Annotated in this window: 21 protein-coding genes; 11 read left to right on the top strand and 10 right to left on the bottom strand. The window is 51.6% G+C overall.

Translation table 11 applies throughout. The features are described from left to right. Window positions 1-202: 202 nt before the first annotated feature. The 9 genes from rsxA (at window position 203) to ACS18Q_RS04115 (ending at window position 8,093) form a co-directional block, all read left to right on the top strand. Window positions 203-784, top strand: a complete 582-nt coding sequence (gene rsxA, locus ACS18Q_RS04155) for an electron transport complex subunit RsxA (protein WP_004726646.1) — start codon at window positions 203-205, stop codon at window positions 782-784. Continuing rightward, entirely contained in the window at window positions 784-1,383 is a 600-nt protein-coding gene (rsxB, locus tag ACS18Q_RS04150) for an electron transport complex subunit RsxB (protein ID WP_441257416.1), read from the top strand. The genes rsxA and rsxB overlap by 1 nt, the downstream gene beginning before the upstream one ends. An 8-nt stretch (window positions 1,384-1,391) precedes the next feature. Beyond that, a complete protein-coding gene (gene rsxC / locus ACS18Q_RS04145) occupies window positions 1,392-4,019 on the top strand; it encodes an electron transport complex subunit RsxC (protein ID WP_441257415.1) in 2,628 nt (875 codons plus the stop codon). Next, window positions 4,019-5,065, top strand: a complete 1,047-nt coding sequence (gene rsxD, locus ACS18Q_RS04140; RefSeq protein WP_441257414.1) for an electron transport complex subunit RsxD — start codon at window positions 4,019-4,021, stop codon at window positions 5,063-5,065. Before rsxC ends, rsxD begins: the two co-directional genes overlap by 1 nt. Before the next feature lie 8 nt (window positions 5,066-5,073). Continuing rightward, entirely contained in the window at window positions 5,074-5,712 is a 639-nt protein-coding gene (gene rsxG, locus ACS18Q_RS04135) for an electron transport complex subunit RsxG (protein ID WP_004726650.1), read from the top strand. Beyond that, a complete protein-coding gene (locus ACS18Q_RS04130) occupies window positions 5,705-6,397 on the top strand; it encodes an electron transport complex subunit E (protein WP_004726651.1) in 693 nt (230 codons plus the stop codon). Before rsxG ends, ACS18Q_RS04130 begins: the two co-directional genes overlap by 8 nt. 59 nt (window positions 6,398-6,456) lie before the next feature. Further along, the gene (gene nth / locus ACS18Q_RS04125) at window positions 6,457-7,098 is read left to right on the top strand and encodes an endonuclease III (RefSeq protein WP_004726652.1); all 642 of its coding nucleotides are present in this window, start codon (window positions 6,457-6,459) and stop codon (window positions 7,096-7,098) included. Between the two features lie 9 nt (window positions 7,099-7,107). After that, on the top strand, window positions 7,108-7,524 hold the full coding sequence (gene gloA, locus ACS18Q_RS04120; RefSeq protein WP_441257413.1) for a lactoylglutathione lyase: 417 nt from the start codon (window positions 7,108-7,110) through the stop codon (window positions 7,522-7,524). 131 nt (window positions 7,525-7,655) lie between these two features. Next, window positions 7,656-8,093, top strand: coding sequence for a DUF2753 domain-containing protein (locus ACS18Q_RS04115; RefSeq protein ID WP_004726654.1), 438 nt, complete (start codon window positions 7,656-7,658; stop codon window positions 8,091-8,093). Between the two features lie 42 nt (window positions 8,094-8,135). Here ACS18Q_RS04115 and motY read toward each other — a convergent pair whose 3' ends face one another. Continuing rightward, on the bottom strand, window positions 8,136-9,020 hold the full coding sequence (gene motY / locus ACS18Q_RS04110; protein ID WP_004726655.1) for a flagellar protein MotY: 885 nt from the start codon (window positions 9,018-9,020) through the stop codon (window positions 8,136-8,138). Between the two features lie 345 nt (window positions 9,021-9,365). On the opposite strand from motY, the gene rnt reads away from it, so the two are divergent. Beyond that, entirely contained in the window at window positions 9,366-10,025 is a 660-nt protein-coding gene (gene rnt / locus ACS18Q_RS04105) for a ribonuclease T (RefSeq protein WP_004726656.1), read from the top strand. Between the two features lie 21 nt (window positions 10,026-10,046). Next, window positions 10,047-11,372, top strand: coding sequence for a Na+/H+ antiporter family protein (locus tag ACS18Q_RS04100; RefSeq protein WP_038151368.1), 1,326 nt, complete (start codon window positions 10,047-10,049; stop codon window positions 11,370-11,372). A gap of 84 nt (window positions 11,373-11,456) precedes the next feature. Here ACS18Q_RS04100 and purF read toward each other — a convergent pair whose 3' ends face one another. From purF to nagE, 9 genes are all read right to left on the bottom strand, one after another. After that, entirely contained in the window at window positions 11,457-12,971 is a 1,515-nt protein-coding gene (purF, locus tag ACS18Q_RS04095; protein ID WP_014205532.1) for an amidophosphoribosyltransferase, read from the bottom strand. A 34-nt stretch (window positions 12,972-13,005) separates the two neighbouring features. Further along, a complete protein-coding gene (locus ACS18Q_RS04090) occupies window positions 13,006-13,497 on the bottom strand; it encodes a CvpA family protein (RefSeq protein ID WP_004726659.1) in 492 nt (163 codons plus the stop codon). Between the two features lie 62 nt (window positions 13,498-13,559). Next, window positions 13,560-14,117: an SPOR domain-containing protein gene (locus tag ACS18Q_RS04085; RefSeq protein WP_004726660.1), complete on the bottom strand. Its 558-nt coding sequence runs from the start codon at window positions 14,115-14,117 to the stop codon at window positions 13,560-13,562. A gap of 16 nt (window positions 14,118-14,133) precedes the next feature. After that, window positions 14,134-15,402, bottom strand: coding sequence for a bifunctional tetrahydrofolate synthase/dihydrofolate synthase (gene folC, locus ACS18Q_RS04080; RefSeq protein ID WP_441257412.1), 1,269 nt, complete (start codon window positions 15,400-15,402; stop codon window positions 14,134-14,136). A gap of 44 nt (window positions 15,403-15,446) precedes the next feature. Beyond that, the gene (gene accD, locus ACS18Q_RS04075; protein ID WP_004726662.1) at window positions 15,447-16,373 is read right to left on the bottom strand and encodes an acetyl-CoA carboxylase, carboxyltransferase subunit beta; all 927 of its coding nucleotides are present in this window, start codon (window positions 16,371-16,373) and stop codon (window positions 15,447-15,449) included. Between the two features lie 176 nt (window positions 16,374-16,549). Continuing rightward, a complete protein-coding gene (gene truA, locus ACS18Q_RS04070; protein ID WP_004726663.1) occupies window positions 16,550-17,344 on the bottom strand; it encodes a tRNA pseudouridine(38-40) synthase TruA in 795 nt (264 codons plus the stop codon). A 125-nt stretch (window positions 17,345-17,469) separates the two neighbouring features. Beyond that, complete coding sequence (locus tag ACS18Q_RS04065; RefSeq protein ID WP_441257411.1) at window positions 17,470-21,993, bottom strand: FimV/HubP family polar landmark protein; 4,524 nt, start codon at window positions 21,991-21,993, stop codon at window positions 17,470-17,472. A 237-nt stretch (window positions 21,994-22,230) separates the two neighbouring features. After that, a complete protein-coding gene (gene glnS / locus ACS18Q_RS04060) occupies window positions 22,231-23,901 on the bottom strand; it encodes a glutamine--tRNA ligase (RefSeq protein WP_004726665.1) in 1,671 nt (556 codons plus the stop codon). A gap of 243 nt (window positions 23,902-24,144) precedes the next feature. After that, window positions 24,145-25,635: an N-acetylglucosamine-specific PTS transporter subunit IIBC gene (gene nagE, locus ACS18Q_RS04055; protein ID WP_014205536.1), complete on the bottom strand. Its 1,491-nt coding sequence runs from the start codon at window positions 25,633-25,635 to the stop codon at window positions 24,145-24,147. Window positions 25,636-25,663 lie beyond the last annotated feature (28 nt).

The following is a 25,663-nucleotide window of genomic DNA, read 5'->3' as shown; positions in this document are numbered from 1 at the left end:
ATAACCTCATCGCCACAAACACCCCTCCAGCGCTTCCCTCAGCCCTGCTCAAATCACAATATCAACGGGTCGACATTCGACGACGATACGCGCCAAAACCGATGTTTTTCGTCGGTGAAGCTAAAACCACACCGTTCACTGGTTGTTATTGGTGTCACAAAACACGATAATATCGGGATCGGATTTTAAGAACGTAATAACTATGACCGAATATCTTTTGTTGTTGGTCGGCACCGTGCTAGTCAACAACTTTGTACTGGTAAAGTTTCTGGGCTTGTGTCCTTTCATGGGCGTCTCAAAGAAGCTGGAAACTGCAATTGGCATGGGGTTAGCAACGACTTTCGTTCTAACGCTCGCGTCTGTGTGCGCGTATCTGGTTGAAAGCTATATCCTTCGCCCTCTCGGCATTGAATACTTACGCACCATGAGTTTCATCCTCGTGATCGCAGTGGTCGTTCAATTCACCGAAATGGTGGTGCACAAAACCAGCCCAACGCTGTATCGCTTACTCGGTATCTTCTTGCCCCTCATCACCACCAACTGTGCCGTGTTGGGTGTGGCGCTGCTGAACATCAACGAAAACCACAACTTTATTCAGTCGATCATCTATGGTTTCGGCGCCGCCGTGGGCTTCTCTCTGGTTCTGATTCTCTTCGCATCGATGCGTGAACGCATTCACGTTGCCGATGTGCCTGCGCCGTTCAAAGGCGCTTCGATTGCGATGATCACCGCAGGTCTGATGTCGCTGGCCTTTATGGGCTTTACCGGTCTGGTGAAACTGTAATGAGTACGATTTTAATCGCCGTCCTCGTGTTGGCTGCACTGGCTGCCGTCTTTGGTGCCATACTCGGTTTCGCGTCCATTCGCTTTAAAGTGGAAGCGGATCCCATCGTCGATCAAATTGATTCCATTTTGCCACAAACCCAATGCGGTCAGTGTGGTTACCCGGGTTGTCGCCCATACGCCGAAGCGATTGCCAATGGCGACGCCATCAACAAATGCCCGCCCGGTGGCCAAGCGACCATCGAAAAACTGGCGGATTTGATGGGCGTTGAGGTTCAAGAATCGGCGCACGATCTGGACGACAACGTCAAAACCGTGGCCTTTATTCATGAAGACATGTGCATCGGCTGCACCAAATGTATTCAGGCCTGTCCGGTCGACGCCATTGTCGGCGGCAACAAAGCACTGCATACCGTCATTAAGGATGAATGTACCGGTTGCGATTTATGTGTGGCACCGTGCCCGACCGATTGTATTGAAATGATTCCCATAAAAACCACGACGGATACCTGGAAGTGGCAAATGAACGCGATTCCTGTTGTTGATGTTACCCATTCTTCATCGGCCAATGCCGAGACTTCTCAGAAGAGTGCGAGTTAAGGACTGGTATGTTGTCATTAATCGATAAAATTCGAACCGGCTATCTCTGGGACTTCCCGGGAGGCATTCATCCGCCGGAAAATAAAGTTCAGTCGACTCAAACGCCGCTCGTCGAAGCCCGCTTAGCGCATGAGTATGTACTGCCACTGAAACAACACATCGGTAAATCGGGTGATTTGTTGGTACAGGTCGGCGACAATGTGCTGAAAGGTCAACCCCTGACCTCATTTTCAACCACATTCATGCTGCCGGTGCATGCGCCCACGTCTGGCGTCGTCAGCGCGATTGAACCTCGCACCGTCGCGCATCCATCAGGGTTAAGCGAGCTGTGCGTGGTGATCACCCCAGATGGCAAAGACCAATGGTGTGAACGCCATCCGGTTGCCGACTACACCCAAACCCAACCCGAAGAGCTGATCGACATCATCCGCAATGCGGGGATCGCGGGCCTCGGCGGAGCGGGTTTCCCCACGGCAAAGAAGATTCAGTCTGGCCTCTCCCGCGTTGAGATTTTTATCGTCAACGCCGCGGAGTGTGAACCGTACATTACCGCCGATGACGCGCTGATGCGCGAACACGCGCAAGAGATTATCGATGGCATCGGGATTGTCGAACACATTCTGCAACCGAAGCTGACCGTGATTGGCGTCGAAGACAACAAACCGGAAGCCATTCGAGCATTGCAACTGGCCGCGGAAGGCAAAGACATTGTGATTCGCGCCATTCCGACCAAGTATCCGTCCGGCGGTGCGAAACAACTGATTAAACTGCTGACCGATCTGGAAGTGCCCGCCGGTAAGCACTCCGCCGACATTGGTGTCATCGTGCAAAACGTCGGCTCCATTCAGGCCATCAAACGTGCTGTGGTCGACGGTGAACCGTTGATTCGCCGCGTGGTAACGCTGACAGGAAAGACCTTCACTCAACCACGGAACGTTTGGGTTCGCCTCGGCACGCCCGTGCAATCGCTGCTCGATGAATTTGGTTATCAAGCGGACAAAAAGTTACCGCGTTTGATCCTTGGCGGTTCGATGATGGGCTTTACGCTGCCCCACGCCAACGTGCCGATCGTGAAGATTGCCAACTGCATTCTGGCGCCAAGCCGCAACGAAATTCCTCAGCACGATTACGAGATGGCCTGCATTCGCTGCGGCCAATGCGCGGACGCTTGTCCGGCGTCTCTGCTGCCGCAGCAGTTGTACTGGCATTCAAAGGCCGAAGAATATGACAAATGCGAAGAGCTCAACCTCAAAGATTGCATTGAGTGTGGCGCTTGCGCTTACGTGTGTCCAAGTGAAATTCCACTGGTTCAGTACTACCGTCAATCCAAAGCAGAAATCAAAAACCGTCAATGGGAAGCGGAAGCCGCTGAACGGGCCAAACTGCGCTTTGAAGAGAAAAAAGCGCGCATGGAACGTGAAAAAGCCGAACGTGAAAACCGCTTTAAGAAAGCCGCAGACGATCGCCGCAAAGAGATGCAACAAAGTGGTGGCGAAGACGCAATTGCCGCCGCCATCGCCCGCGTCAAAGCGCAAAAAGCACAAAACGAAACCAGCGATGCGCCCGTCAAACCTGCGGTAGCCGCAGCGATTGCCAAAGCCAAAGCCAAACAGGCTGAAGCGGCGAAGGCTGGCGCAACTGAACCCGACAATAGCGACATGGCGAAGCTGCGTGAAGAACGCAAACGTCAGGCGCGCGAACGGAAAGCAGAAAAAGCCGACACCGGTGATGTGGCAAACTCGGGCGACGAGAAAAAAGCCGCTGTATCCGCCGCGATTGCTCGCGCCAAAGCGCGTAAAGCCGCGCAGCCTGAGTCCAGTGAGACGCCGATGACGCAAGACCCAGCGACTCACGAACCTGCAGACGATCCAAAGAAAGCTGCCGTAGCCGCTGCCATTGCTCGCGCTAAAGCGCGTAAAGCCGCGCAGCCTGAGGCCAGCGACAAGCCTTCGGTTGACAATGCGCCAGCGACTGAAGAACCTACCGGCGATCCGAAGAAAGCCGCCGTGGCCGCCGCGATTGCTCGCGCCAAAGCGCGCAAATCCGCCCAGCAAGAGACCAGCGACAAGCCTGCGGTTGACAATGCGCCCGCTGAAGCGCCAGCGGTTGAAGAACCTACCGGCGATCCAAAGAAAGCCGCCGTGGCCGCTGCCATTGCTCGCGCCAAAGCGCGCAAAGCCGCGCAGCCTGAGGCCAGCGACAAGCCTGCGGTTGACAATGCGCCCGCTGAAGCGCCAGCGGCTGAAGAACCTACCGGCGATCCAAAGAAAGCCGCCGTGGCCGCTGCCATTGCTCGCGCCAAAGCGCGCAAAGCTGCCCAGCAAGAGACCAGCGACAAGCCTGCGGTTGACAACGCGCCCGTTGAAGCGCCAGCGGCTGAAGAACCTACCGGCGATCCAAAGAAAGCTGCCGTGGCCGCTGCCATTGCTCGCGCCAAAGCGCGCAAAGCTGCACAGCAAGAGGCCAGCGACAAGCCTGCGGTTGACCACGCGCCCGTTGAAGCGCCAGCGGTTGAAGAACCTACCGGCGATCCAAAGAAAGCCGCCGTGGCTGCCGCCATTGCTCGTGCCAAGGCGCGCAAAGCCGCGCAGCAAGCCGAGAATCAAACCCCAAATAACGTTGAGGAGAACGACTAGTGGCGTTTTTCATTGCCAGCTCCCCACATGCGCGGACGAAACGCAGTACTGCCGATATGATGAAATGGGTCGCAATCTGCGCCCTGCCCGGTCTGTTGGCCCAAAGTTATTTCTTTGGTTTTGGTACCTTGATTCAATTACTCTTGGCGATAGTGGTCGCCATGGCGTTTGAAGCAGGCGTCATGCTCTTGCGCCGCCGACCGGTGCGTTTTGCGCTGCGTGATTACAGCGCGATTGTGACAGCCTGGCTGTTGGCTGTCGCGATTCCACCGCTTTCACCATGGTGGGTCGTGGTGATTGGGTTGGTTTTTGCGATTTTAATCGCCAAACACCTCTACGGCGGTTTGGGACAAAACCCGTTTAACCCGGCGATGATTGCTTATGTGGTGTTGCTGATCTCCTTCCCAGTGCAGATGACCAGCTGGATTGCGCCGTCGGAATTGGCACCGGAACCCATTTCATTGGTGGACTCATTTTCACTGATCTTCACTGGGTTTAATGTTGATGGTTTGTCCTTGCAACAAATTCGGACTGGCATCGATGGCATGACCATGGCAACGCCATTGGATTCGATTAAAACGTCACTGCGTGCCGGACACACGATGTCTGAAGCCATGGCGAAACCACAATTCAGCGGCATTGCCGGTCTGGGTTGGGAATGGGTGAACTTGGCGTATTTAGTCGGTGGTCTGATTCTGGTTAAACTGCGCGTGATCAACTGGCACATTCCTGCCGCATTTTTGGGCGGCTTGGTTGTGACTAGCCTGCTCATGGCGTTGTTCGCACCCGGCACCACCGCTTCGCCACTCATGCACCTGTTGTCAGGCGCAACCATGTTAGGCGCATTCTTCATCGCCACCGACCCGGTCACCGCATCGACCACCACCAAAGGACGCCTGATTTACGGCGCATTCATTGGTGCCATGGTGTTTATTATTCGCAGTTGGGGCGGCTTCCCTGATGGCGTCGCGTTTGCGGTGCTGCTCGCGAACATGTGCGTTCCACTGATCGACTACTACACCAAACCTCGTACTTACGGACACTAAGGAGCATTATGTTAGCCGCTATTCGAAAAAACGGTCTGGTCCTTGCTGTGTTTGCCTGTGCGTCCACCGGCGTGGTTGCGCTCACGCACTACCTGACCGAAAGTCAGATCAAAGTGCAAGAAAATAAACAGCTATTGTCGGTGCTCAATCAGGTCGTCCCGCCGAAGCTGCATGACAATGCCCTGTCTCAAACGTGTACACTGGTGAGTGATCCGCTGCTCGGCAGCAACAAACCCATGCCAGTGTATCTCGGCACGCTGGGCGGTGAACCCAACGTATTAGCCATTGAATCCATCGCACCGGATGGCTACAACGGCGCGATTAAGATCATCGTCGGGATTCGCAACGACGGCACGATTACGGGAACGCGCGTGCTCGCGCATCAGGAAACACCGGGGTTGGGTGACAAAATCGACTTGCGAATTACCAACTGGATTCTTGGTTTTACTGGCAAACAAGTGACAGAAGATAATGAAGGTCAATGGCGTGTACGCAAAGACGGCGGCCAATTCGACCAATTCACTGGGGCGACGATCACCCCGCGTGCCGTGGTGAAAGCTGTGAAGCAGACCACGCAGTACGTGAACCAGCACCGTGACGACATCTTCAAGCAACCATTAAACTGCGGAGGTGAACACAATGAGTGATCATAAAACGCTGATTAAAAATGGCATGTGGAATAACAACCCGGCGTTGGTACAGCTGTTGGGCTTGTGTCCGCTGCTCGCCGTCTCCTCCACCGTGACCAACGCACTCGGTTTAGGAATCGCGACCCTGCTGGTTTTGGTCAGCTCCAACGTGACCGTTTCTCTGGTGCGCGACTACGTCCCCAAAGAGGTGCGTATTCCAGTCTTTGTGATGATCATTGCGGCACTGGTGACCTGCGTACAATTGTTGATGAACGCTTACGCCTACGGTTTGTACTTGTCCCTGGGTATCTTCATTCCACTGATTGTGACCAACTGCATCATCATTGGCCGCGCTGAAGCGTATGCGTCGAAAAACGACGTCCTGCCCTCTGCGCAAGATGGCTTCTGGATGGGCCTTGGCATGACTTCCGTGTTGGTCGTTTTAGGATCACTCCGTGAAGTGATCGGCAATGGTACCCTGTTTGACGGCGCAGATTTGCTCCTCGGAGATTGGGCGAAAGTGCTGCGAATCGAAATTTTTCACTTTGATAACAGCTTCCTGCTGGCACTGCTGCCACCAGGCGCCTTCATCGGTGTCGGCTTTTTGATTGCCGCCAAAAACATCATTGATAAACAGCTGGCATCTCGCCAGCCAAAACAAGAAAAGCCCGCGATCGAACGGGTGCGCGTGACCAACGTATAAAAAAGCCAACAGCCGCAGCATCCCCTGCGGCTGCGGTTTCAAGGAAGTAATGAATCACCATGAATAACAGCAAGCGTGTCGAAATACTGCAGCGATTAAGGGAAAACAATCCCCATCCGCAGACCGAGCTCAACTGGAACACACCGTTTGAACTGCTGATTGCGGTGTTGCTGTCAGCGCAGGCCACCGATGTCAGCGTCAATAAAGCCACCGACAAACTTTATGCCGTCGCCAACACCCCTCAAGCGATGTGGGATTTGGGCGTTGACGGGGTCAAGGAATACATCAAAACCATCGGTTTGTTTAACTCCAAAGCAGAAAACGTCATCAAAACCTGCCGCATTCTGCTTGACCAACACCAAGGCGAAGTGCCGGAAAACCGCGAAGCGCTAGAAGCCCTACCCGGTGTGGGACGCAAAACCGCCAACGTGGTACTCAACACCGCCTTTGGCTGGCCAACCATCGCCGTCGATACACATATTTTTCGCGTGTCCAATCGCACCAAGTTTGCGGTCGGAAAAAACGTCGATGAAGTGGAAGCGAAGCTACTGAAAGTGGTTCCGAAAGAGTTCAAACTCGATGTCCATCACTGGTTAATTCTGCATGGCCGTTATACCTGCGTGGCACGTAAGCCTCGTTGTGGCAGCTGCATTATTGAAGACCTGTGCGAATTTAAAGAGAAAGTTTACCCGGAAAGCTAGGAGTCCATTATGTCAAACAATCGTATTCTTCATACCATGCTGCGCGTTGGCGACCTTGACCGTTCGATCGCGTTCTACACACAAGTGATGGGCATGAAATTGCTACGTCAAAACGAAAATGCCGAATACAAATACACACTGGCATTTTTGGGCTACGGTGACGAATCAGAAGCAGCCGTGATCGAGCTGACGTATAACTGGGGCGTTGAAAGCTACGACCTCGGCAACGCGTATGGCCATATCGCCATCGGTGCAGACGACATTTACGCCACTTGCGACGCCATCAAAGCCGCCGGTGGTAATGTGACGCGTGAACCGGGCCCAGTCAAAGGCGGTTCGACACACATCGCGTTTGTAAAAGATCCTGACGGTTACATGGTTGAGCTGCTCCAAAACAAACAAGCTAACGCGGGCCTAGAGGGTTAATTCTCCCTACGCGCACACCTTTCAAAACCGCCGCTCTGGCGGTTTTGTTGTATTTCCCCGCAATTCACATGGTTTACATGATAATAATTATCATTTAAATTAAACCTATTCAGGCGCATGAGGATTGACCGATGACCATCAAAGAGTGGGAAAAACACACCTTACTAGCAGATATCGCGATGCAACAAGCGGATCATCTGCGCAGCATTCTCCATTACCAACAAGCCCTGACACTGAGCGATCGCATTGGCGTGGCAGAAGAGATTGAGCTGGAAGACCGACTGATGATCTCGGTGATTTCGTGCCATAACATGGCCGGATTCTGGCGCACGATCGGCGATGACCAATACGAGTTGAAATACCTCGAACTGGCGTCGGAACGTATCCTGACGCTAATCCCGCAATGTGGAAACCCGAGCTGCGAAGCGTTTGTGGATTCACTTGGCTGCTGCAAGAAAGCGCTGGTTGAATTTATGAAACGTCACCCGAATCCCGAGCTGGCCAGGCTGGTGAAAGACATCGACTCCGCCTCGACCTGCAACTTGATTGCCAAGTTTCGCTTGCACTAAGGCAGTGTCATCCCCCGATTCACGGGGGATGTACCACACGGTTTAGACTTGTGTGCGACCGAGCGAAATCACCACGCGGCGGTTCTTGTCTTTACCGATAGGCGATGCATTGTCGGCAATCGGGCGGCGCTTGCCATACCCTTGCACTTGAATGCGATCAGACGGCAATCCGAGCGATTCAAAATACTTCTGCAATGACTCTGCACGTTTGTCAGATAAACTCTGACTCTCATTTCTGCCATCCGTCGAATCGGTATAAGTTGATACCAAGACCAAATCGATATCTGGGTTATAACGAATGTATTCGGCAATCTGCGCTAAACGTTTTTGTGATGCTTTGTTGAGCTCCACGCTGTCGCCGCGATCGTAATGTAAAATGGTGAATGAAATATCTTCAAAGCTGTAGGGCAGCAGGCTCGCTACACAATCGCTGAACGCATTGTATTGCGGCTGAAACAGCACCGCAGACAGCGCCACTTCAATGCGCTGATCACGGCTTTGCCAATCCTGATAACTGAACGTCGGGTAACGCCCTTGCTCCAACTCACTCAGCAAGGCCCACGCCGTTTGACCACCGACATAACCATCAAACTGTTTAAAGAACTGGATGTTGGTGATTCGATCGGCGCTTTCACCCGGTCGCCATACAGGCGGCATCGACACCAAACTCACATTGCGGGTTTCCCCCATCGGGCGACGCATTTTGAGTTCGAAATCGAGGTTAATTTTTTTGCTGGCGTGCGAGGTAAACACCGCCTCACCATAATTTGGAATGGGATGCACCAGTCGGCATTCGAGCGGCGTATTGGTCGCCATTTGCCAACTTGACTGTTGTGGTGTTGCCACGTAGCGCTTTTCCAGTGCCGAAGCGGCAAATGAGGAACAGGCACTCAGTACAACAAAACTGCTTACAACCCATTTATTCATAAGGATTTACTTCTCTTCACGCGTTCAGCGGCAATGACGATATTTTGCCGCCTTATTGATTTCTAACTCGAAGATGCAAAAACCTCGCCAAGGTGACATCCATCGAGGCATACTTCGTGCATTTCCACTCGATAGTACGCTGATTTTCTGTCAAATCAGAGACGTGCACCCTGCGTTTCCCGCCTTTTCTCATTCAACGCATAAATCCGCACGAAATATGAATGAATCGGCTTGAATATCACCCGTCAAAGCACAAATTTAATTGCGCTTTAATCCACCTATTTGGTTTTGCTCACGATGAGAATCTGCAATAATGCTGCCCCTATCACATAAGCTAGGGATCACATGACAGACATTAATGAAGCTCTGACTCTGAAAAAGCGCTTTCGCGGCTATTTTCCAGTCGTAATCGATGTAGAAACCGCAGGATTCAACCCTCAAACTGATGCTCTGCTTGAGATTTGCGCAGTGACATTGGCCATGGATGAAAACGGCGATTTACACCCTGCTTCGACAATTCACTTTCATGTCGAACCTTTCGAAGGCGCCAACCTTGAAAAAGCGGCGCTGGAATTCAACGGCATTTATGACCCTTTCAGCCCGCTACGCGGCGCCGTCAGCGAAGAACACGCCCTGAAAGAGATCTATAAACAAGTTCGTAAAGAACAGAAGGCCGCCGATTGCAGCCGTGCCATTATTGTGGCGCACAACGCAGCGTTCGACCATGGGTTTGTGATGGCCGCCAGCGAACGTTGTAAACTCAAACGAGTCCCTTTCCATCCATTTGCTACTTTTGATACCGCAACTTTGAGCGGTCTTGCTTATGGTCAGACCGTACTGGCTAAAGCCTGCAAAGCAGCAGGGATGGCGTTCGACAATCGTGAAGCCCATTCTGCACTTTACGATACTCAGCAAACCGCAGAGCTGTTCTGCGGCATCGTCAATCAATGGAAAGCTCTTGGCGGCTGGCCATTGGCCGACGACCATAACCTTAATAATAAGTAAACACAACTGACCGAGAAGTATATGAACCCTGTAGTCATTTCTGTCTGTGTCATGCTGGTCCTGGCCCTGATGCGCGTAAACGTCGTCGTTGCACTGACGTTTAGTGCCATCGTTGGGGGTCTGGTTGCTGGTATGAGCCTCAACGACACCGTTGCCGCATTTGAAAGTGGTTTAGGTGGTGGCGCCACCATCGCACTAAGCTACGCAATGCTAGGTACTTTTGCTGTGGCCATCTCGAAATCGGGTGTCACCGATTTGCTGGCTCAAAGCGTCATCAAACGCATTCATGGCCGACACAGTGCGGCAGCCTCAACCGGAATGAAGTATGTTGTGATCGTGGCTTTGCTGCTGATGGCGATGTCTTCCCAAAACATTATTCCGGTCCACATTGCTTTCATTCCAATTCTGATCCCGCCGCTGCTGAGCGTGTTTGCACGTCTGGGCATTGACCGTCGTATGATCGCGTGTGTACTGACCTTTGGTTTGATCACCCCATACATGGTGTTACCCGTGGGTTTCGGCGGTATTTTCTTAAACAACATTTTGCTGAAAAACCTACGCGACAACGGCCTAGAAAGCGTCACCGCGAGCCAAGTTCCGATGGCGATGCTACTGCCGGGCTTGGGCATGGTATTTGGCCTGCTCGTAGCGGTCTTTTTCTCTTACCGCAAACCACGCGTATACAAAGAGACCGAGCTAACCGTCGTCAATGAATCAACCACGGCGATCAACAAGAAGCACATCCTCGTTGCTGGCCTAGGTATTTTGGCGGCACTGGCCGTGCAGTTGACCACCGGCTCGATGATCATCGGTGCGCTGGCCGGTTTCATGGTGTTTACGTTTGGTGGCGTGATTGCTTGGAAAGAAACGCACGACGTCTTTACCAAAGGCGTACACATGATGGCGATGATCGGCTTCATCATGATTTCAGCCGCAGGGTTTGCCGCAGTCATGAAACAGACTGGCGGCGTGGAAACCTTGGTGTCGTCTCTGTCCACCAGCATTGGGGATAACAAGCCACTGGCGGCGCTGCTGATGCTGGTTGTTGGCCTGTTGGTGACCATGGGGATTGGTTCGTCATTCTCGACTATTCCAATTATCGCGACTATTTACGTCCCGCTCTGTCTGGCATTTGGCTTCTCACCGATGGCGACCATCGCCTTGGTTGGTACCGCCGCTGCACTCGGTGATGCGGGCTCGCCAGCATCGGATTCCACCCTCGGTCCAACGTCGGGCTTGAATGCCGACGGGCAACACGAGCACATATGGGAAACCGTGGTTCCGACCTTTATTCACTACAACTTGCCATTAATCGCATTTGGCTGGTTGGCCGCTATGGTGCTGTAGTTTCCAGCGAACCATGAGATACAAAAAAGGCTTCCCTCGGGAAGCCTTTTTCATGTTCAAAACGAATGTTAAGCAGACAACGAATTACGCGCCTTCGTTGTGCAATTCGAGGTTAGCCAGCTCTTGCTGAATTTCACGTTCCGTCTTCGCGTCATCGCTGCGCATTGACTCGAGGAAGTCCAGATATTGCTGATCGATGTCGCCCGTCACGTACTCGCCGTTAAACACCGAGGTTTCAAACTTGGCGATGTCCTGATTGCCTGCGCGCACAGCGTCAACCAAATCATCCAACGTTTGGAAGATCAGTGCATCCGCACCGATTTGTTTACAGATGGCTTCGTTGTCACGACCGTGTGCAATCAGTTCATTCGCACTTGGCATGTCGATGCCGTAAACGTTCGGGAAGCGAATCTCAGGCGCCGCAGACACCATGTACACTTTCTTCGCACCGGCATCACGCGCCATCTCAATGATCTGCTCTGAGGTTGTGCCGCGAACAATCGAGTCATCCACCAGCAGAACGTTTTTGTCTTTAAACTCTGAACGAATGGTGTTGAGTTTACGACGCACTGATTTCTTACGCTGTTGTTGGCCCGGCATGATAAACGTACGACCCACGTAACGGTTTTTCACGTAACCTTGGCGGTAGGGCTTATCCAGCGCCTGAGCGATTTGCAGCGCGATATCGCATGATGTTTCTGGAATTGGAATCACCACATCGATGTCGAGTTCTGGGAAGTTGGCTTTGATGCGATCGCCGAGCTTCTTACCCATTTCAACACGTGCGCTATACACGGAAATTTTGTCAATGAACGAATCAGGACGCGCGAAGTAAACGAATTCAAAAATACATGGATTCAGCACGGGGTGGTCCGCACACTGCTTGGTAAACAGTTCACCGTCAAACGTCGCATACACGGCTTCACCCGGCGCAACATCACGCATGAAATCAAAACCAACGGCATCGAGTGCTACCGATTCAGAAGCAACCATGTACTCCGTACGTCCGTTGATTTCACGTTTACCTAGGCAGAGCGGGCGAATACCGTGTGGGTCGCGAAATGCAATCATGCCGTGGCCGATGATCATCGCAGTCACCGCGTAAGCACCACGAATCGCACGGTGTACATTGGCCACCGCGCGGAAGACGTCTTCTGCTGTCACGTTGCCTTTCACGGTGTCAATCTCGTGCGCCAAGACGTTCAGCAGCACTTCTGAGTCAGAAGTCGTGTTGACGTGGCGACGGTCTTTTTCAAACAGTTTCTGGCGAACTTCGTTGGCATTGGTGAGGTTGCCGTTGTGAGCGAGGGTGATACCAAATGGCGAGTTGACGTAGAAAGGTTGAGCTTCTGAGGCGCTTGAGCTGCCTGCGGTTGGGTAACGAACGTGTCCGATCCCGACGGAGCCCTGAAGGCGCTGCATGTGTTTCGCTTCAAAGACATCCTTCACTAAACCGTTCGCTTTACGCAGACGGAAACGATTGCTTTCTATGGTACAAATACCAGCGGCATCTTGGCCACGATGCTGCAATACCGTTAACGCGTCATAAATTGACTGGTTTACAGGCGTTGTACCCACGATTCCAACAATACCACACATGTCCTAATCCTCGATTTGCGACAATAGCTGGCGCTTAAATCGCGCCAGACAGAAAACTTGATGTTGCTTGTAAGTGCTCGAAGAACGGCGCAATGATTCGGCTAAATTCCGGTACCAATTGCGAACTCTTCCACCACTCAGAGCTTGGGAATGCGGTAAACGCATCCATAAAAAATAAGGCCGCTGCCACAATCAGAACCCCACGCAGTGCGCCAAAGACGACGCCGAGAATTCTGTCTGTACCTGATAGCCCGGTTTTCTGCACCAACTGCGAAATCACGTAGTTCACGATCGCGCCCACAATCAATGTTGCGACAAACAGCGCGGCAATCGCCGTTCCGTTGCGAAACATGTCATCCTTAATGTTAGTAAAGTATACCGCCAGCTTGGCGTAGTATTCCGAAGCGATGTAAAACGCTCCAAACCATATCACTAAGGACAAGGCTTCTTTCGCAAAGCCACGAACCAGACTGATCAGTGCAGACAAACCAATCACACTTAAAATGACAATATCTAACCAATTCATGAGTTCTTACATTCTAAGTTGGCGCGCATTTTAACAGAAAAATACGCGACGCAAACGTTTTCTTAAGGGTTTAGTGGTTTAAATTTGAGCAATTGACCTTTCGCGCCGGTAATTTTCTCTAATTCCAGTAACTGTTTTTCCAGCTTACTTTTCGAAACGTCCGGACCGATAATCACTCGAGTAAAACCATTTTCTTGTTTGGTATGAGCCTGATAGCCCCGCTTTTGCAGATCGGCCACCACATTCTTCGCATTCTCAGAATTTTTCAGTGCCATGAGCTGAATAATCCACGCGCTGTCCTGATAATCATTTTTCTCAGGGACATTTCGCACCGCCGTCGCCAGCGGTTTGCTCGGTTGTGGTGTCGTTGACGACGCCGGATTCGCTGGCGCGGTATCCACCGCAGTCACCGGCGAATCCGGCAAGGCGACTTGATCTTCCACCGGGTCCAACACTTCAAATTTTTCCACTTCGCTCTCAAGCTCAGGCTTGATCGGAATACTGGCCATTTCTTCTTTGTAGTGTAGTTTTTTACCATCCAGCACATCCGGTAGCACGATGACCCCGATGGCAACAAGAATGATGGTACCAACCAAACGGCTTTGAAATTTACTCGCCATCGATACTCCCTAGGATTTAAGACGGATTGCTGTTTTGCCAATGCTCCAACACTTCACCCACCGTGTGGAAAGAGCCGGCCACGACTATGACATCGTCCGCTTGCGCTTGTGTCAACGCCGCTTCAAATGCCGCAACCGGATTGGCGTAGCGCGTTTGCGACGCCTCAAGGTATTGGCACAACTCCTCGGCGCTGGCGGCACGCGGGCCACTCAAGGAGGCGGGATACCATTGTTTGACCACGGGCTTCAAAATCGCAAGGGTCGACTTCACGTCTTTGTCATGCAACATGCCGACCACCAAATGCACGCTTTGGCCGGGGAAACGCAGCTTGAGCTGAGACACCAGGTATTCAGCCGAATGTGGGTTGTGGGCAACATCCAGTAAAATGGTGGGCGCATCGCTGATTTTCTGCATGCGTCCTGCCAGCGTCGCTTTTTTCAGCCCATCAACAATATTGACGTCACTGATTTCAAGCCCAGAGCAGCCCAGCGCCATCAATGCCGTCGCTGCGTTTGGCAGAGGCAAGGTGGGCAACGGCAGATCCGTCAGTTCAAACGAGCCGCTGCGCCATTGCCAGCGCGCCTCGCTCACTTTGTCATACGTAAATTGAATACCGACTTGATGGAATTCCGCGCCGATGTCATCGGCATGCGCTGCCACAGTGGCTGGCGGTTTCGGTTGACCACAGATCGCCGGTTTTCCCGAACGGTAAATACCGGCTTTCTCAAAGCCAATGACATTGATGTCACTGCCCAACCAGTCGACGTGATCTATGGCTAAGCTGGTAATCACAGAAACATCGTGATCAACCACGTTGGTTGCATCGAGGCGACCGCCAAGGCCGACTTCCAGCAGCACCACATCGACCTGCTCGGTTTGGAAAATGCGCAGGGCCGCTAAGGTGCCAAACTCAAAGAGACTCAGTGTGATATCGCCACGTTGCTGCTCGACAAAATCAAACGCTTGCGTGTGTTGCTCATCCGGTACATCTTGGCCGTTGATACGTACTCGCTCATTGTAGCGAATCAGGTGAGGCGAACTGTACACACCCACCGAATAGCCTGCTTCGAGCAGAATGGCTTCCATGAGCGCGCAAGTGGAGCCTTTGCCATTGGTGCCGGCTACCGTAATCACGGTCGGTGCGGGTTTGGTTAGGTTGGCTTTTTGAGCGACCGCTTGAACGCGATCAAGACCGAGGTCGATGGCAGAGGAATGAATATGGGTTAAATAATCAAGCCACACCGAAAGAGGCGATGTGGCTTGAGGAATTGGGTTTTGACTCATCTAACGTAGAACCATTATTTTGCTTGGTTTAGTTAGAGCCTACTTTACCCTTTTTTGTTCGCTTCTGGTACAGAATATGCGGCTTCATTTGGCGCATCGTTCACAGAAACCACCAGCGGCGACTCCTGACGTGTCATTTTCGCCAGCAGGCCAGCCACACGCTGACGCATTTCACGACGGTCAACGATCATATCAATCGCACCGTGCTCCAGCAGGAATTCGCTGCGTTGGAAACCTTCCGGCAGCTCTTCGCGCACGGTCTGCTCGATCACGCGACGACCCGCGAAACCGATCAGTGCTTTCGGCTCACCGATGTTGATGTCGCCCAGCATTGCCAGACTCGCAGACACCCCACCCATGGTTGGGTCTGTCATCACGGAGATAAACGGGAGACCTTTCGCCGTCAGACGCTCGAGCGCTGCACTGGTTTTGGCCATCTGCATCAGCGACATCAGCGCTTCTTGCATACGTGCGCCACCACTGGCAGAGAAACAGACCAGACCACAGTTCGCTTCAATCGCCGCTTCAACTGCACGCACGAAACGCGCACCGACAACCGACCCCATTGAACCGCCCATGAACGAGAATTCAAACGCACACGCCACGACTGGAATCGTCATCAACTCGCCTTTCATCACAATCAGCGCATCTTTTTCGCCACTGCTCTTCTGCGCAGTCGCAAGACGCTCTTTGTAACGTTTGGAGTCTTTAAATTTCAGTTTATCTTGCGGTTCGAGTTCGTCCGCGATTTCGTAACGGTTTGCTTCGTCCAAGAACGTTTCAAGACGACGGCGCGCCTTCATACGCATGTGATGATTACACTTCGGACAAACTTCAAGATTGCGCTCTAGTTCAGCGTAATAAAGCACCTGTTCACACGATGTACATTTGGTCCAAACCCCTTCAGGGATAGACGCTTTACGTGAACTTCCGATGTTGCTTTTTTCTAAAATCTTCTCAAGCCAGCTCATGCAAGACCTTTTACTCTCTCATCTGCCGCTGTATTGCGACAGATTCTAATTCGACATTAACGCGTGTGGATTAAAGCATAGAAAATGCCAACTGTGGACAAAAAACTGGTTGTACCTATTTCTTGTACGGGCATCCCACGCACAATATTGTTCATTTTTGAACCGATTACTGCCAATTAGTTCAAATTCTCAGGTAAGAATAGCGGACCAAGCGGCGCTTTGGGTAAATCAAACACTGCTGGGTAGTCCACATCAACCAGATATAAGCCTTCCGCCTTGGCTGTCGCCCCCGCCAGTTTGCGGTCTTTGGCTTCCAGCAGCCACTGAATCCACTCGGGCTCCTGCTCACCACGACCCACGGCAATTAAACTGCCGGTAATATTACGCACCATATGGTGGACAAACGCATTCGCTTTAATATCAATCACAACGTAGCGCTCGTGGCGAGTTACATTTAAGTGCATTATGTTACGCCAAGGACTACGTGACTGACAATGCACGGCACGAAATGACGTGAAGTCATTCTCACCCAGCAAGAATTGACCCGCTTGATGCATACGTGCCACATCAAGCTCACCGTGATAATGGCTGACACCCGTTGCCAGAATTCCCGGACGGAACATGTGATTGTATATCACGTAGCGATACCGGCGTGCCGTAGCACTAAAACGAGCATGAAACTCATCCGGCACTTCTTTTGCCCAGCGCACCGCAATATTTTTCGGCAAATTGGCATTGGCACCCATTGTCCACGCGATCATTTTACGCGTTGCCGTCGTGTCAAAATGAACCACTTGTCCGGTTCCGTGCACACCTGCATCGGTGCGACCAGCACACTGGACTTCAACCGGATGGTTTGCGATAACCGACAAGGCTTTTTCCAGTTCTTCCTGGACACTATTGACTTCGCGTTGGCGCTGCCAGCCATAATATTGAGTGCCGTCATACTCGATACCCAGAGCGATTCTCATGTTCTCTTTCTCTTAAAAACGAAGGCGTTGAAAATGGGTCGGGCAGTATAAACCCTAACGGGGTTAATTTCTAATGAGGTAAAAAAAGAGGTAACTCAGTTACCTCTTTTTTTACCTCGATGTGCTTATGCGCGTCCGTTAATCACATCAATCAAGCGTTTTGCTTGTTGACGAATATCGTCGCTGCCATCCACGATGGCTTCTTCCAGCAACTTAACCGCACCTTTCTCATCGTTCATTTCCATATAGATTTTGGCCAGATCCAACTTGCCTGCGGCTTCGGAGTTGTTATCCACGTCCACATCCGAGATATCACCGATCACATCAGGAAACTCATTGAGCCCCACATCCAGCTTCAACGCTTCATCATCAGGGTTAAACGCCGGATCGTCGCGTTCCACTTGCGCCATCAGCTCGTCAATGGTCATAAACTGGTTCTGTGTCGGATCGAAATCAGCGATATCTTCCTGCGTTCCCCAGTTTTCTGTTTCCACTTCCGGCTGCTGATTTTGAATGTCCTGTTGCCATACCGCTTGCTCATCTTCCGGCACTTCATCGGGAATGATCGCTTGTTGATCCGGCGTCAAACTGAAGCCGTTCCAATCTTCGCCACCCATTTGCAACATGGCATCAATGTCCATGCCTGCGCTATCAATGGTTTTCGCGTCCATCGGTTGGTCAAAGGCGAATCCATCAGCGGATTCATTGTCATTCAGCAGTGAGTCGAGGGCTTGCTCATCAAATTCTTGATGCGCCATCGATTCAAAATCAATGCCCTGCTCTGCTTTCGGCTCAATCGCTTCACTCACTTCGTCCGCTTGCGACGAAGCCGTTGAGGCTTCTGACACCTCCGGTTCGGCGATGGCATCAGCTAAGGCGTCCGATTCGCTGTACTCCGGTAGCTCGAGATCATCAAACTCAAACTCGTCGTCAGCTTCAGCTTGTGGCGACTCAATCTCTGCATCGTCTTGAACTGGTTCTGCCAGTTCACCCGATATATCCGGTTCAGCAATCGCATCGGCTAAGGCGTCCGCTTCGCTGTACTCCGGCAATTCGACATCATCGAAATCAAACTCGTCGTCAGCTTCAGCTTGTGGCGGCTCAATCTCTAAATTGTCTTGAACGAATGCTTCCGGTTCACCCGATACATTCGGTTCAGCAATCGCATCGGCTAAGGCGTCCGCTTCGCTGTACTCCGGCAATTCGACATCATCGAAATCAAACTCGTCGTCAGCTTCAGCTTGTGGCGGCTCAATCTCTAAATTGTCTTGAACGAATGCTTCCGGTTCACCCGATACATTCGGTTCAGCAATCGCATCGGCTAAGGCGTCCGATTCGCTGTACTCCGGCAGCTCGAGATCATCGAACTCAAACTCGTCGTCAGCTTCAGCTTGTGGTGACTCAATGACTGCGTCGTCTTGAACTGGTTCTGCCGGTTCTCCCGACACATTCGCTTCGGCAATCGCATCGGCTAAGGCGTCCGCTTCGTTGTACTCCGGCAGCTCGAGATCATCGAACTCAAACTCGTCGTCAGCTTCTGCTTGTGGCGGCTCAATCACTGCGTCGTCTTGAACTGGTTCTGCCGACACATTCGGTTCGGCAATCGCATCGGCTAAGGCGTCCGCTTCGCTGTACTCCGGCAGCTCGACATCATCGAACTCAAACTCGTCGTCAGCTTCCGCTTGTGGTGACTCAATGACTGCGTCGTCTTGAACTGGTTCTGCCGGTTCTCCCGATACATCCGGTTCAACAATCGCATCAGCTAAGGCGTCGGCTTCGCTGTACTCCGGTAGCTCGAGATCATCGAACTCAAACTCGTCGTCAGCTTCTGCTTGTGGTGGTTCAATCTCTGAATCGTCTTGAACTGGCGCTTCGAGTTCACCCAACACATCAGGCTCGGCCATGGCATCCGCGAGTGCATCAGCTTCGCTGTATTCTGGCAACGCCGCGTCATCGAAGCCAAACTCATCTTCTGCTTCTGCATCTAAAAATTCAGCAGCCAGTGCGTCTTCGCTCACATCCGTTTCAGCCGGTAATTCGGCTTCGGCCATCGCGTCAGCAAAAGCAGCTGCGTCGGTTTCTTTTGGCTGTTCAATATCGTTGAACCCAAATGCTTCTTCGGCCTCAGCGTCTAAGAATTCCGCCGCCAGAGCGTCTTCACTCGCCTCAACATCCGCTAACGGTTCCGATTCAAGCTGCGCTTCAGCGATCATGTCATCGATGGCGTTCTCTTCTGGCACTGGCAGTTCACCCGCAGTGTCTTGAACGCGATCCTGAGATACCGGCTCCTGAGTCTCATCCAGTTCCGCCATAAAATCAGCTGAGGAAAGCGGCGCATCGTCCGCCATGGATGCTGGAGGCAATTCGCTTTCGGCAGGCTGTTCCATTGCGTCGTCGAGCAACCAATCGTCATCTTGAGGCACGCCAAATTCATTGGCGACTTCAGTCGACTTGTCTTCCGGCTGCGACGTCACGTCGGGCTCGCTTTGCGGCTCTGGCTCTGGCGTCGTGTCTAAACCTTCGATTTCGGGATTAAAGTCAAATTCATCGTCGTCAAACGACAACGCATCATCGTCATCGAGTTTAAACTCATCCAGTAAAGGATCGTGTTCTGGTGCCGAACTCAGCAGATCGTCTTTAAAGTTCGCACTATTAAATTCTTCGGCAGGCCCCTGCGCTTGTTGCTCGATCTCCAGCAGCTCGTCCAGGAATCCAGTCCCATCATCCAGCGATGAAGCCTCGACCTCGTCTTCGTCGGTCGCCGCATCACTCGGTTGATTTTCTTGCTCAACCCATTCATCCAGCAAGGTCGCGCTGTCGTGATCAAACGCGTCCTCGTCTGTGGTTGCAGATTCCTCCAACAGCTCATTGAGGAACTTGTCACTTTCCGCATCGAAGTCATCATCCAGATGAATGCTGTCCTCGTCCGCTTCGGAAAGTAACTCGTCGAGCAAATCCGTGCTGTCGCTGTCAAACGACACGTCATCGTCATCTAGCAATTCATCCAACAAGGCGGTTTCTTCGTCATTGTCGGCTTGCGCTTCAAGCTCATCCAAATCGGCTTGAGATTCAATTGAGTTAAACAGGTTTTCAAGATCTTCGTCGGACGTCATTTTAACGTCAGATGCTGCCTGTTCACCCGTGTTTGACATCAACTCATCGAGGTTGTCGTCCAACAACGTATCAAAGTCGAGATCATCCGTCTCGTCGTCATCCAAACCGCCTAATAGCTCGTCTAGCATGGATTGATCGATAGCCTCGGATTCCAGATCTTCCGCTTCACCATCACTAGCAAGCAGCGACTCGATCTCTTCCTGCGACATGTCACCATCATCAGACAGATCAAACGCCGTTTCGTCATCATCGTCAGAGTCATGCGTTGCTTCATCCAACGCGCGTTCCATCTCTTCCAGGCCCAGCGCTTTCTCATCGCCGCTGACGCTGATGCCACTGTTGCTGCCAAAGTCAGTGTCGAGATCGCCGTCGTCATCAATACCAGCAAACGGATCTTGACCATCTTCTCCTTCGAGGTTGAAATCGAGATCGCTTTCGTCCAAGTCGGCGAAGATGTCGGCTTCATCCTTACTGTCCATTTCATCGCTGAACAGTTTCTCACTGTCATCGCTATCGCCAAACAAGTCATCGTCGAGCAGCAATTCATCGTCCAGACCATCAATTTCTGGCTCACCCACCGTGATCGGTGCCACGGTGGTTTCTGGCGTGGCCGTCTGGGTTTGTGATTCAGCTTGCTGCGCATCAGACGCTTTGGAACGACGGTTGAGCAACATCAAGACCAGCGCACCAATGAGCAATCCGGGGATCAGCGCTAACAATCCGACCATCCAACCGTTGGATAGCCAATCGTCAGCCGGCGCCATTTTCGCTGCTTCTTCGCGTTTCACGCGCTCTTCTTGCAGCAGCTTTTCAACTTCTGAGCGAATACGATTCTCATCACCCAGTTCGTGCTTGAGGTTATCGACTTCAGACTGCATCTGCGCAACCATCAGGCGCAAACGGTGGTTTTTCTCTTCCAACGCGTCCAGTTCGGTATCGGATGCTGTCAGTTGTTTCTCAACTTTGGCCACATCCGCTTGAACTGGCGCAACCACAGGCGCGGGCGGAGCGGCTTCTTCGACCACGCTTGGTGCTGGCTTTTTCACCTCAACAACAGGTTGTGGCTTCGCGGGCTGACTCGGGGTCGTGACTGGGGTTTGATTGAGGCGCGCTTGATGCGCTGCCATGACATTCACCGCTTCTTGGGTCGAGACACGGCTCACTTGTGCCAGTGACGGCACCCGCAGCGTACTACCCGGCATCAAACTGTGAATATTTTGGTTTTCAAAAGCCTGCGGATTCAGGCGATAAATGGCAAGCAAGGTTTGTTGAACAGAGACATTCGCGGAAGGCTTAAGGCGCGTTGCAATCGACCATAAGGTATCTTGCTCGGTTGTCGGGCCGAAGAATGTGGAAGGCTCGCTATTGGCAGAAGGGGTTGGCGTGTTGCGTACAACCTCACTGCTAAACTGCGGTGATGATTGTACTTCTCCGCCAGGGCCGATAAGGCGAATGCCCTCTGCATGAACGATAGAAGTCTGAGACACGGCGGCCACTGCCAGAGGCAACAGCAATCGCTTGAAAAATTGACGCATAAAAGGCTCAGCTGAATGCTTTATCTAAAGGAATACGATGATCTGTTAAATATATCGGATCAGATGAGCAAAACTATAGGCTATAAGGCAAAAAATGTGTCTCGACCACAATAATCGCAGGAATCTCACACAAAATTTGCCACCTAACGCAAGTCCGCTCATGTCATTGGGTATCATTGATAAAAATAAAGCCAGCTGAATGCTGGCTCTATTTCTTCGTTCGACAAGGCGAAACGCTTATTCAGCTTCGATTTTTGCCCAAGTATCACGTAGGCCAACCGTGCGGTTGAATACCAATGCTTCAGGCTTAGAATCTTTACCGTCGGCACAGAAGTAGCCCATGCGCTCGAACTGGTAACCAAATTCAGCCTCAGCAGACACCAAACTTGGTTCGATAAAGCCGTTGAGCTTCACCAGCGAATCTGGGTTGATGGTTGCTGCGAAGTTTTCCGCCGCTGCTGGGTTTGGCACAGTGAATAAACGATCGTACAAACGGAATTCCGCAGGCACGCCTTTGTCTGCTGAAACCCAGTGAATCACGCCTTTGACTTTACGGCCATCGGCAGGGTTCTTGCCCAGTGTATCCGCATCGTAAGTACAGTAAATGGTGGTGATATTGCCTTGCTCATCTTTTTCGATGCGCTCGGCTTTGATCACGTACGCGCCACGCAGACGCACTTCTTTACCCAAAACAAGACGCTTGTACTTTTTATTGCCTTCTTCACGGAAGTCTTCACGTTCAATCCATAGCTCACGCGTAAATGGCACTTCGCGTTCGCCCATTTCTGGTTTGTTCGGATGATTTGCCACGTTCAACAGCTCCACGCTGTCTGCCGCAAAGTTTTCGATCACAACTTTCACAGGATCCAGAACGGCCATCGCACGCGGTGCGTTTTCGTTCAAGTCGTCGCGAATACAAGACTCCAGCACACCAAATTCGATCAGGTTATCTTGCTTGGTGACACCGATGCGTTTGCAGAATTCGCGGATAGAACCGGGTGTAAAGCCGCGGCGACGCAGGCCTGAAATGGTTGGCATGCGTGGGTCGTCCCAGCCTTCTACCAATTTTTCAGTCACCAGTTGGTTCAGCTTACGCTTAGACATCACGGTGTATTCAAGATTCAGGCGACTGAATTCGTACTGACGTGGGTGACACGCGATGGTGATGTTGTCCAGAACCCAGTCGTACAGACGGCGGTTGTCTTGGAATTCCAGTGTGCACAGTGAGTGTGTAATGCCTTCCAGCGCATCTGAAATGCAGTGCGTGAAGTCGTACATTGGGTAAATGCACCACTTGTCACCCGTTTGATGGTGCTCAGCAAAACGCACGCGGTACAGTACAGGATCGCGCAACACAATGAACGACGATGCCATGTCGATCTTCGCGCGCAAGCACGCTGTGCCTTCTTTGAACTCACCAGCACGCATTTTTTCAAACAGCGCCAAGTTCTCTTCCACGCTACGATCACGGTACGGGCTGTGTTTGCCCGGCTCAGTCAACGTACCACGGTATTCGCGGATCTGCTCAGGACTTAGCTCTTCAACGTACGCTAAGCCTTTATTGATCAGTTCCACCGCATATTCATAAAGCTTGTCGAAGTAATCAGATGAGTAACATACGTCGCCAGACCATTCGAAGCCTAACCAGTTCACATCTTTCTTAATCGACTCAACGTATTCGAGATCTTCTTTTTCTGGGTTTGTGTCGTCAAAACGTAAGTTACACTGACCCTGATAGTCCTGAGCAATACCAAAGTTCAAACAGATCGACTTCGCGTGCCCGATATGCAGATAACCGTTGGGTTCTGGTGGGAAACGAGTATGCACGCTAGTGTGTTTACCATCCGCTAAATCTTTATCAATGATTTGGCGAATGAAGTTCGATGGACGAGCCTCAGCTTCACTCATCTATAGCACCTCAAGTTTATTTAGTATTGTCAGAAAAGTTTTTCTGCATTTAAAAGCTACAAAAGCCCGGCAGAGCAGAAATTATTGTCGGCCATGATCCACAATTCTGAACGAATTCACAATAAAAACTGCCGTTTTCTTGTGATTATTTCTGGTGTACGGCGGATATATCGCCAAACCGATCAGACGAAAAAGCCTTCGCACTAGGCGAAGGCTTTGGTAAGGACTCGCGTTTGAAGCGACTTATGACTGTTTTGCTTCTGTCACGTGCTCTTCAGTGCGAATGTTCTTCATTTGACCCGCGATGATTTCAGCTAGTGGGCCAAGGATAACTTGAAGGTTGTTTGAACCCAGTTTCACAACACCCATTGCGCCCAGCGCTTTCAGCTCTTTCTCATCGATGATAGACATGTCTTTCACGGTCAGACGAAGACGAGTGATACACGCGTCGATGTTAGACAGGTTGTCGTGACCACCCAGAACTTGCAGATATTGTTTAGCCAGTTCAGACGACTCAGTCGAACCTTTTGTCGCAGACGTTGTTTCTTCATCATCTTCACGACCCGGTGTTTTCAGACCGAATTTCACGATAACGGTACGGAAAATCACGTAGTACAGCGTAAAGAACACCAGACCTTGAACAATCAGCATGTACCAGTTCACCGCCAGTGGGTTACGTGATGACAGTACCATATCCACAAGACCAGCTGAGAAACCGAAACCTGCAATCCAGTGCATTGATGCAGCGATGAATACAGAGATACCAGTCAGCAATGCGTGCAGAACGTAAAGCATTGGTGCTAGGAACATGAATGAGAATTCTAGCGGTTCAGTCACACCGGTAAAGAACGCAGCGAATGCAGCAGCGATCATGATACCAGCAACTTTCTCTTTGTTTTTCGCCGTTGACGTGTGGTACATCGCTAGCGCAGCGCCTGGCAGACCAAACATCATGATTGGGAAGAAGCCCGCTTGGTACATCCCCGTCACACCGACAATACCAGTACCTTCTGCGATAGATTTAGCACCACCGAGGAAGTTCGGAATATCGTTAATGCCCGCCACGTCGAACCAGAATACTGAGTTCAGTGCGTGGTGTAGGCCAACAGGAATCAATAGGCGGTTAAAGAATGCGTAGATACCTGCACCGGTTGCGCCCATGCCTTGAATTGATTCACCAAAGTGCACCAGACCACCGTAGATTGCTGGCCAGATGTACATCAGTACAAAAGACAGCACGATACCGACGAATGATGTCAAAATCGGAACCAAACGTTTACCCGAGAAGAACGCCAATGCTTTGTGCAGTTCGACGGCAGAGTAACGGTTGTAAATTTCAGCAGAGATGATACCGACAAGGATACCAACAAACTGGTTTTGAATTTTGCTAAATGCTGCTGGAACTTCAGAGGCGGCGATACCTTGAATCTGAGCAACCGCGCCAGGTGACAGTAGCGTTGTCACAACATACATACATACGAGACCAGCCAGTGCCGCTGCGCCGTCTTTGTCTTTCGACATACCGTACGCGACACCCACTGCAAACAACCATGACATATTGTCGATAATTGCTGCACCCGCTTTAATCAGGAAGCCTGCTAATGCAGAGTTTGCACCCCAACCATTCGGGTCAATCCAGTAGCCGACACCCATAAGAATGGCCGCGGCAGGCAAAGTAGCAACAGGCACCATCAGGGCCTTACCTACTTTTTGAAAATATCCAAGAATATTCACCTTAAGTTCCCCCTATAGGATTTTGGTA

Source organism: Vibrio sp. Vf1514 (assembly GCF_052076135.1).
In the GTDB taxonomy this organism is placed as follows: Bacteria; Pseudomonadota; Gammaproteobacteria; order Enterobacterales; family Vibrionaceae; genus Vibrio; species Vibrio furnissii.
This window is presented reverse-complemented; position numbering and strand designations above follow the sequence as displayed.

What these genes read in the sequence shown, in the direction of transcription:
- rsxA (WP_004726646.1), top strand. Translation starts at nt 203, where the DNA reads ATGACCGAATATCTTTTGTTGTTGGTCGGCACCGTGCTAGTCAACAAC.
- rsxB (WP_441257416.1), top strand. Translation starts at nt 784, where the DNA reads ATGAGTACGATTTTAATCGCCGTCCTCGTGTTGGCTGCACTGGCTGCC.
- rsxC (WP_441257415.1), top strand. Translation starts at nt 1,392, where the DNA reads ATGTTGTCATTAATCGATAAAATTCGAACCGGCTATCTCTGGGACTTC.
- rsxG (WP_004726650.1), top strand. Translation starts at nt 5,074, where the DNA reads ATGTTAGCCGCTATTCGAAAAAACGGTCTGGTCCTTGCTGTGTTTGCC.
- ACS18Q_RS04130 (WP_004726651.1), top strand. Translation starts at nt 5,705, where the DNA reads ATGAGTGATCATAAAACGCTGATTAAAAATGGCATGTGGAATAACAAC.
- nth (WP_004726652.1), top strand. Translation starts at nt 6,457, where the DNA reads ATGAATAACAGCAAGCGTGTCGAAATACTGCAGCGATTAAGGGAAAAC.
- gloA (WP_441257413.1), top strand. Translation starts at nt 7,108, where the DNA reads ATGTCAAACAATCGTATTCTTCATACCATGCTGCGCGTTGGCGACCTT.
- ACS18Q_RS04115 (WP_004726654.1), top strand. Translation starts at nt 7,656, where the DNA reads ATGACCATCAAAGAGTGGGAAAAACACACCTTACTAGCAGATATCGCG.
- motY (WP_004726655.1), bottom strand. Translation starts at nt 9,020, where the DNA reads ATGAATAAATGGGTTGTAAGCAGTTTTGTTGTACTGAGTGCCTGTTCC.
- rnt (WP_004726656.1), top strand. Translation starts at nt 9,366, where the DNA reads ATGACAGACATTAATGAAGCTCTGACTCTGAAAAAGCGCTTTCGCGGC.
- ACS18Q_RS04100 (WP_038151368.1), top strand. Translation starts at nt 10,047, where the DNA reads ATGAACCCTGTAGTCATTTCTGTCTGTGTCATGCTGGTCCTGGCCCTG.
- purF (WP_014205532.1), bottom strand. Translation starts at nt 12,971, where the DNA reads ATGTGTGGTATTGTTGGAATCGTGGGTACAACGCCTGTAAACCAGTCA.
- ACS18Q_RS04090 (WP_004726659.1), bottom strand. Translation starts at nt 13,497, where the DNA reads ATGAATTGGTTAGATATTGTCATTTTAAGTGTGATTGGTTTGTCTGCA.
- ACS18Q_RS04085 (WP_004726660.1), bottom strand. Translation starts at nt 14,117, where the DNA reads ATGGCGAGTAAATTTCAAAGCCGTTTGGTTGGTACCATCATTCTTGTT.
- folC (WP_441257412.1), bottom strand. Translation starts at nt 15,402, where the DNA reads ATGAGTCAAAACCCAATTCCTCAAGCCACATCGCCTCTTTCGGTGTGG.
- accD (WP_004726662.1), bottom strand. Translation starts at nt 16,373, where the DNA reads ATGAGCTGGCTTGAGAAGATTTTAGAAAAAAGCAACATCGGAAGTTCA.
- truA (WP_004726663.1), bottom strand. Translation starts at nt 17,344, where the DNA reads ATGAGAATCGCTCTGGGTATCGAGTATGACGGCACTCAATATTATGGC.
- ACS18Q_RS04065 (WP_441257411.1), bottom strand. Translation starts at nt 21,993, where the DNA reads ATGCGTCAATTTTTCAAGCGATTGCTGTTGCCTCTGGCAGTGGCCGCC.
- glnS (WP_004726665.1), bottom strand. Translation starts at nt 23,901, where the DNA reads ATGAGTGAAGCTGAGGCTCGTCCATCGAACTTCATTCGCCAAATCATT.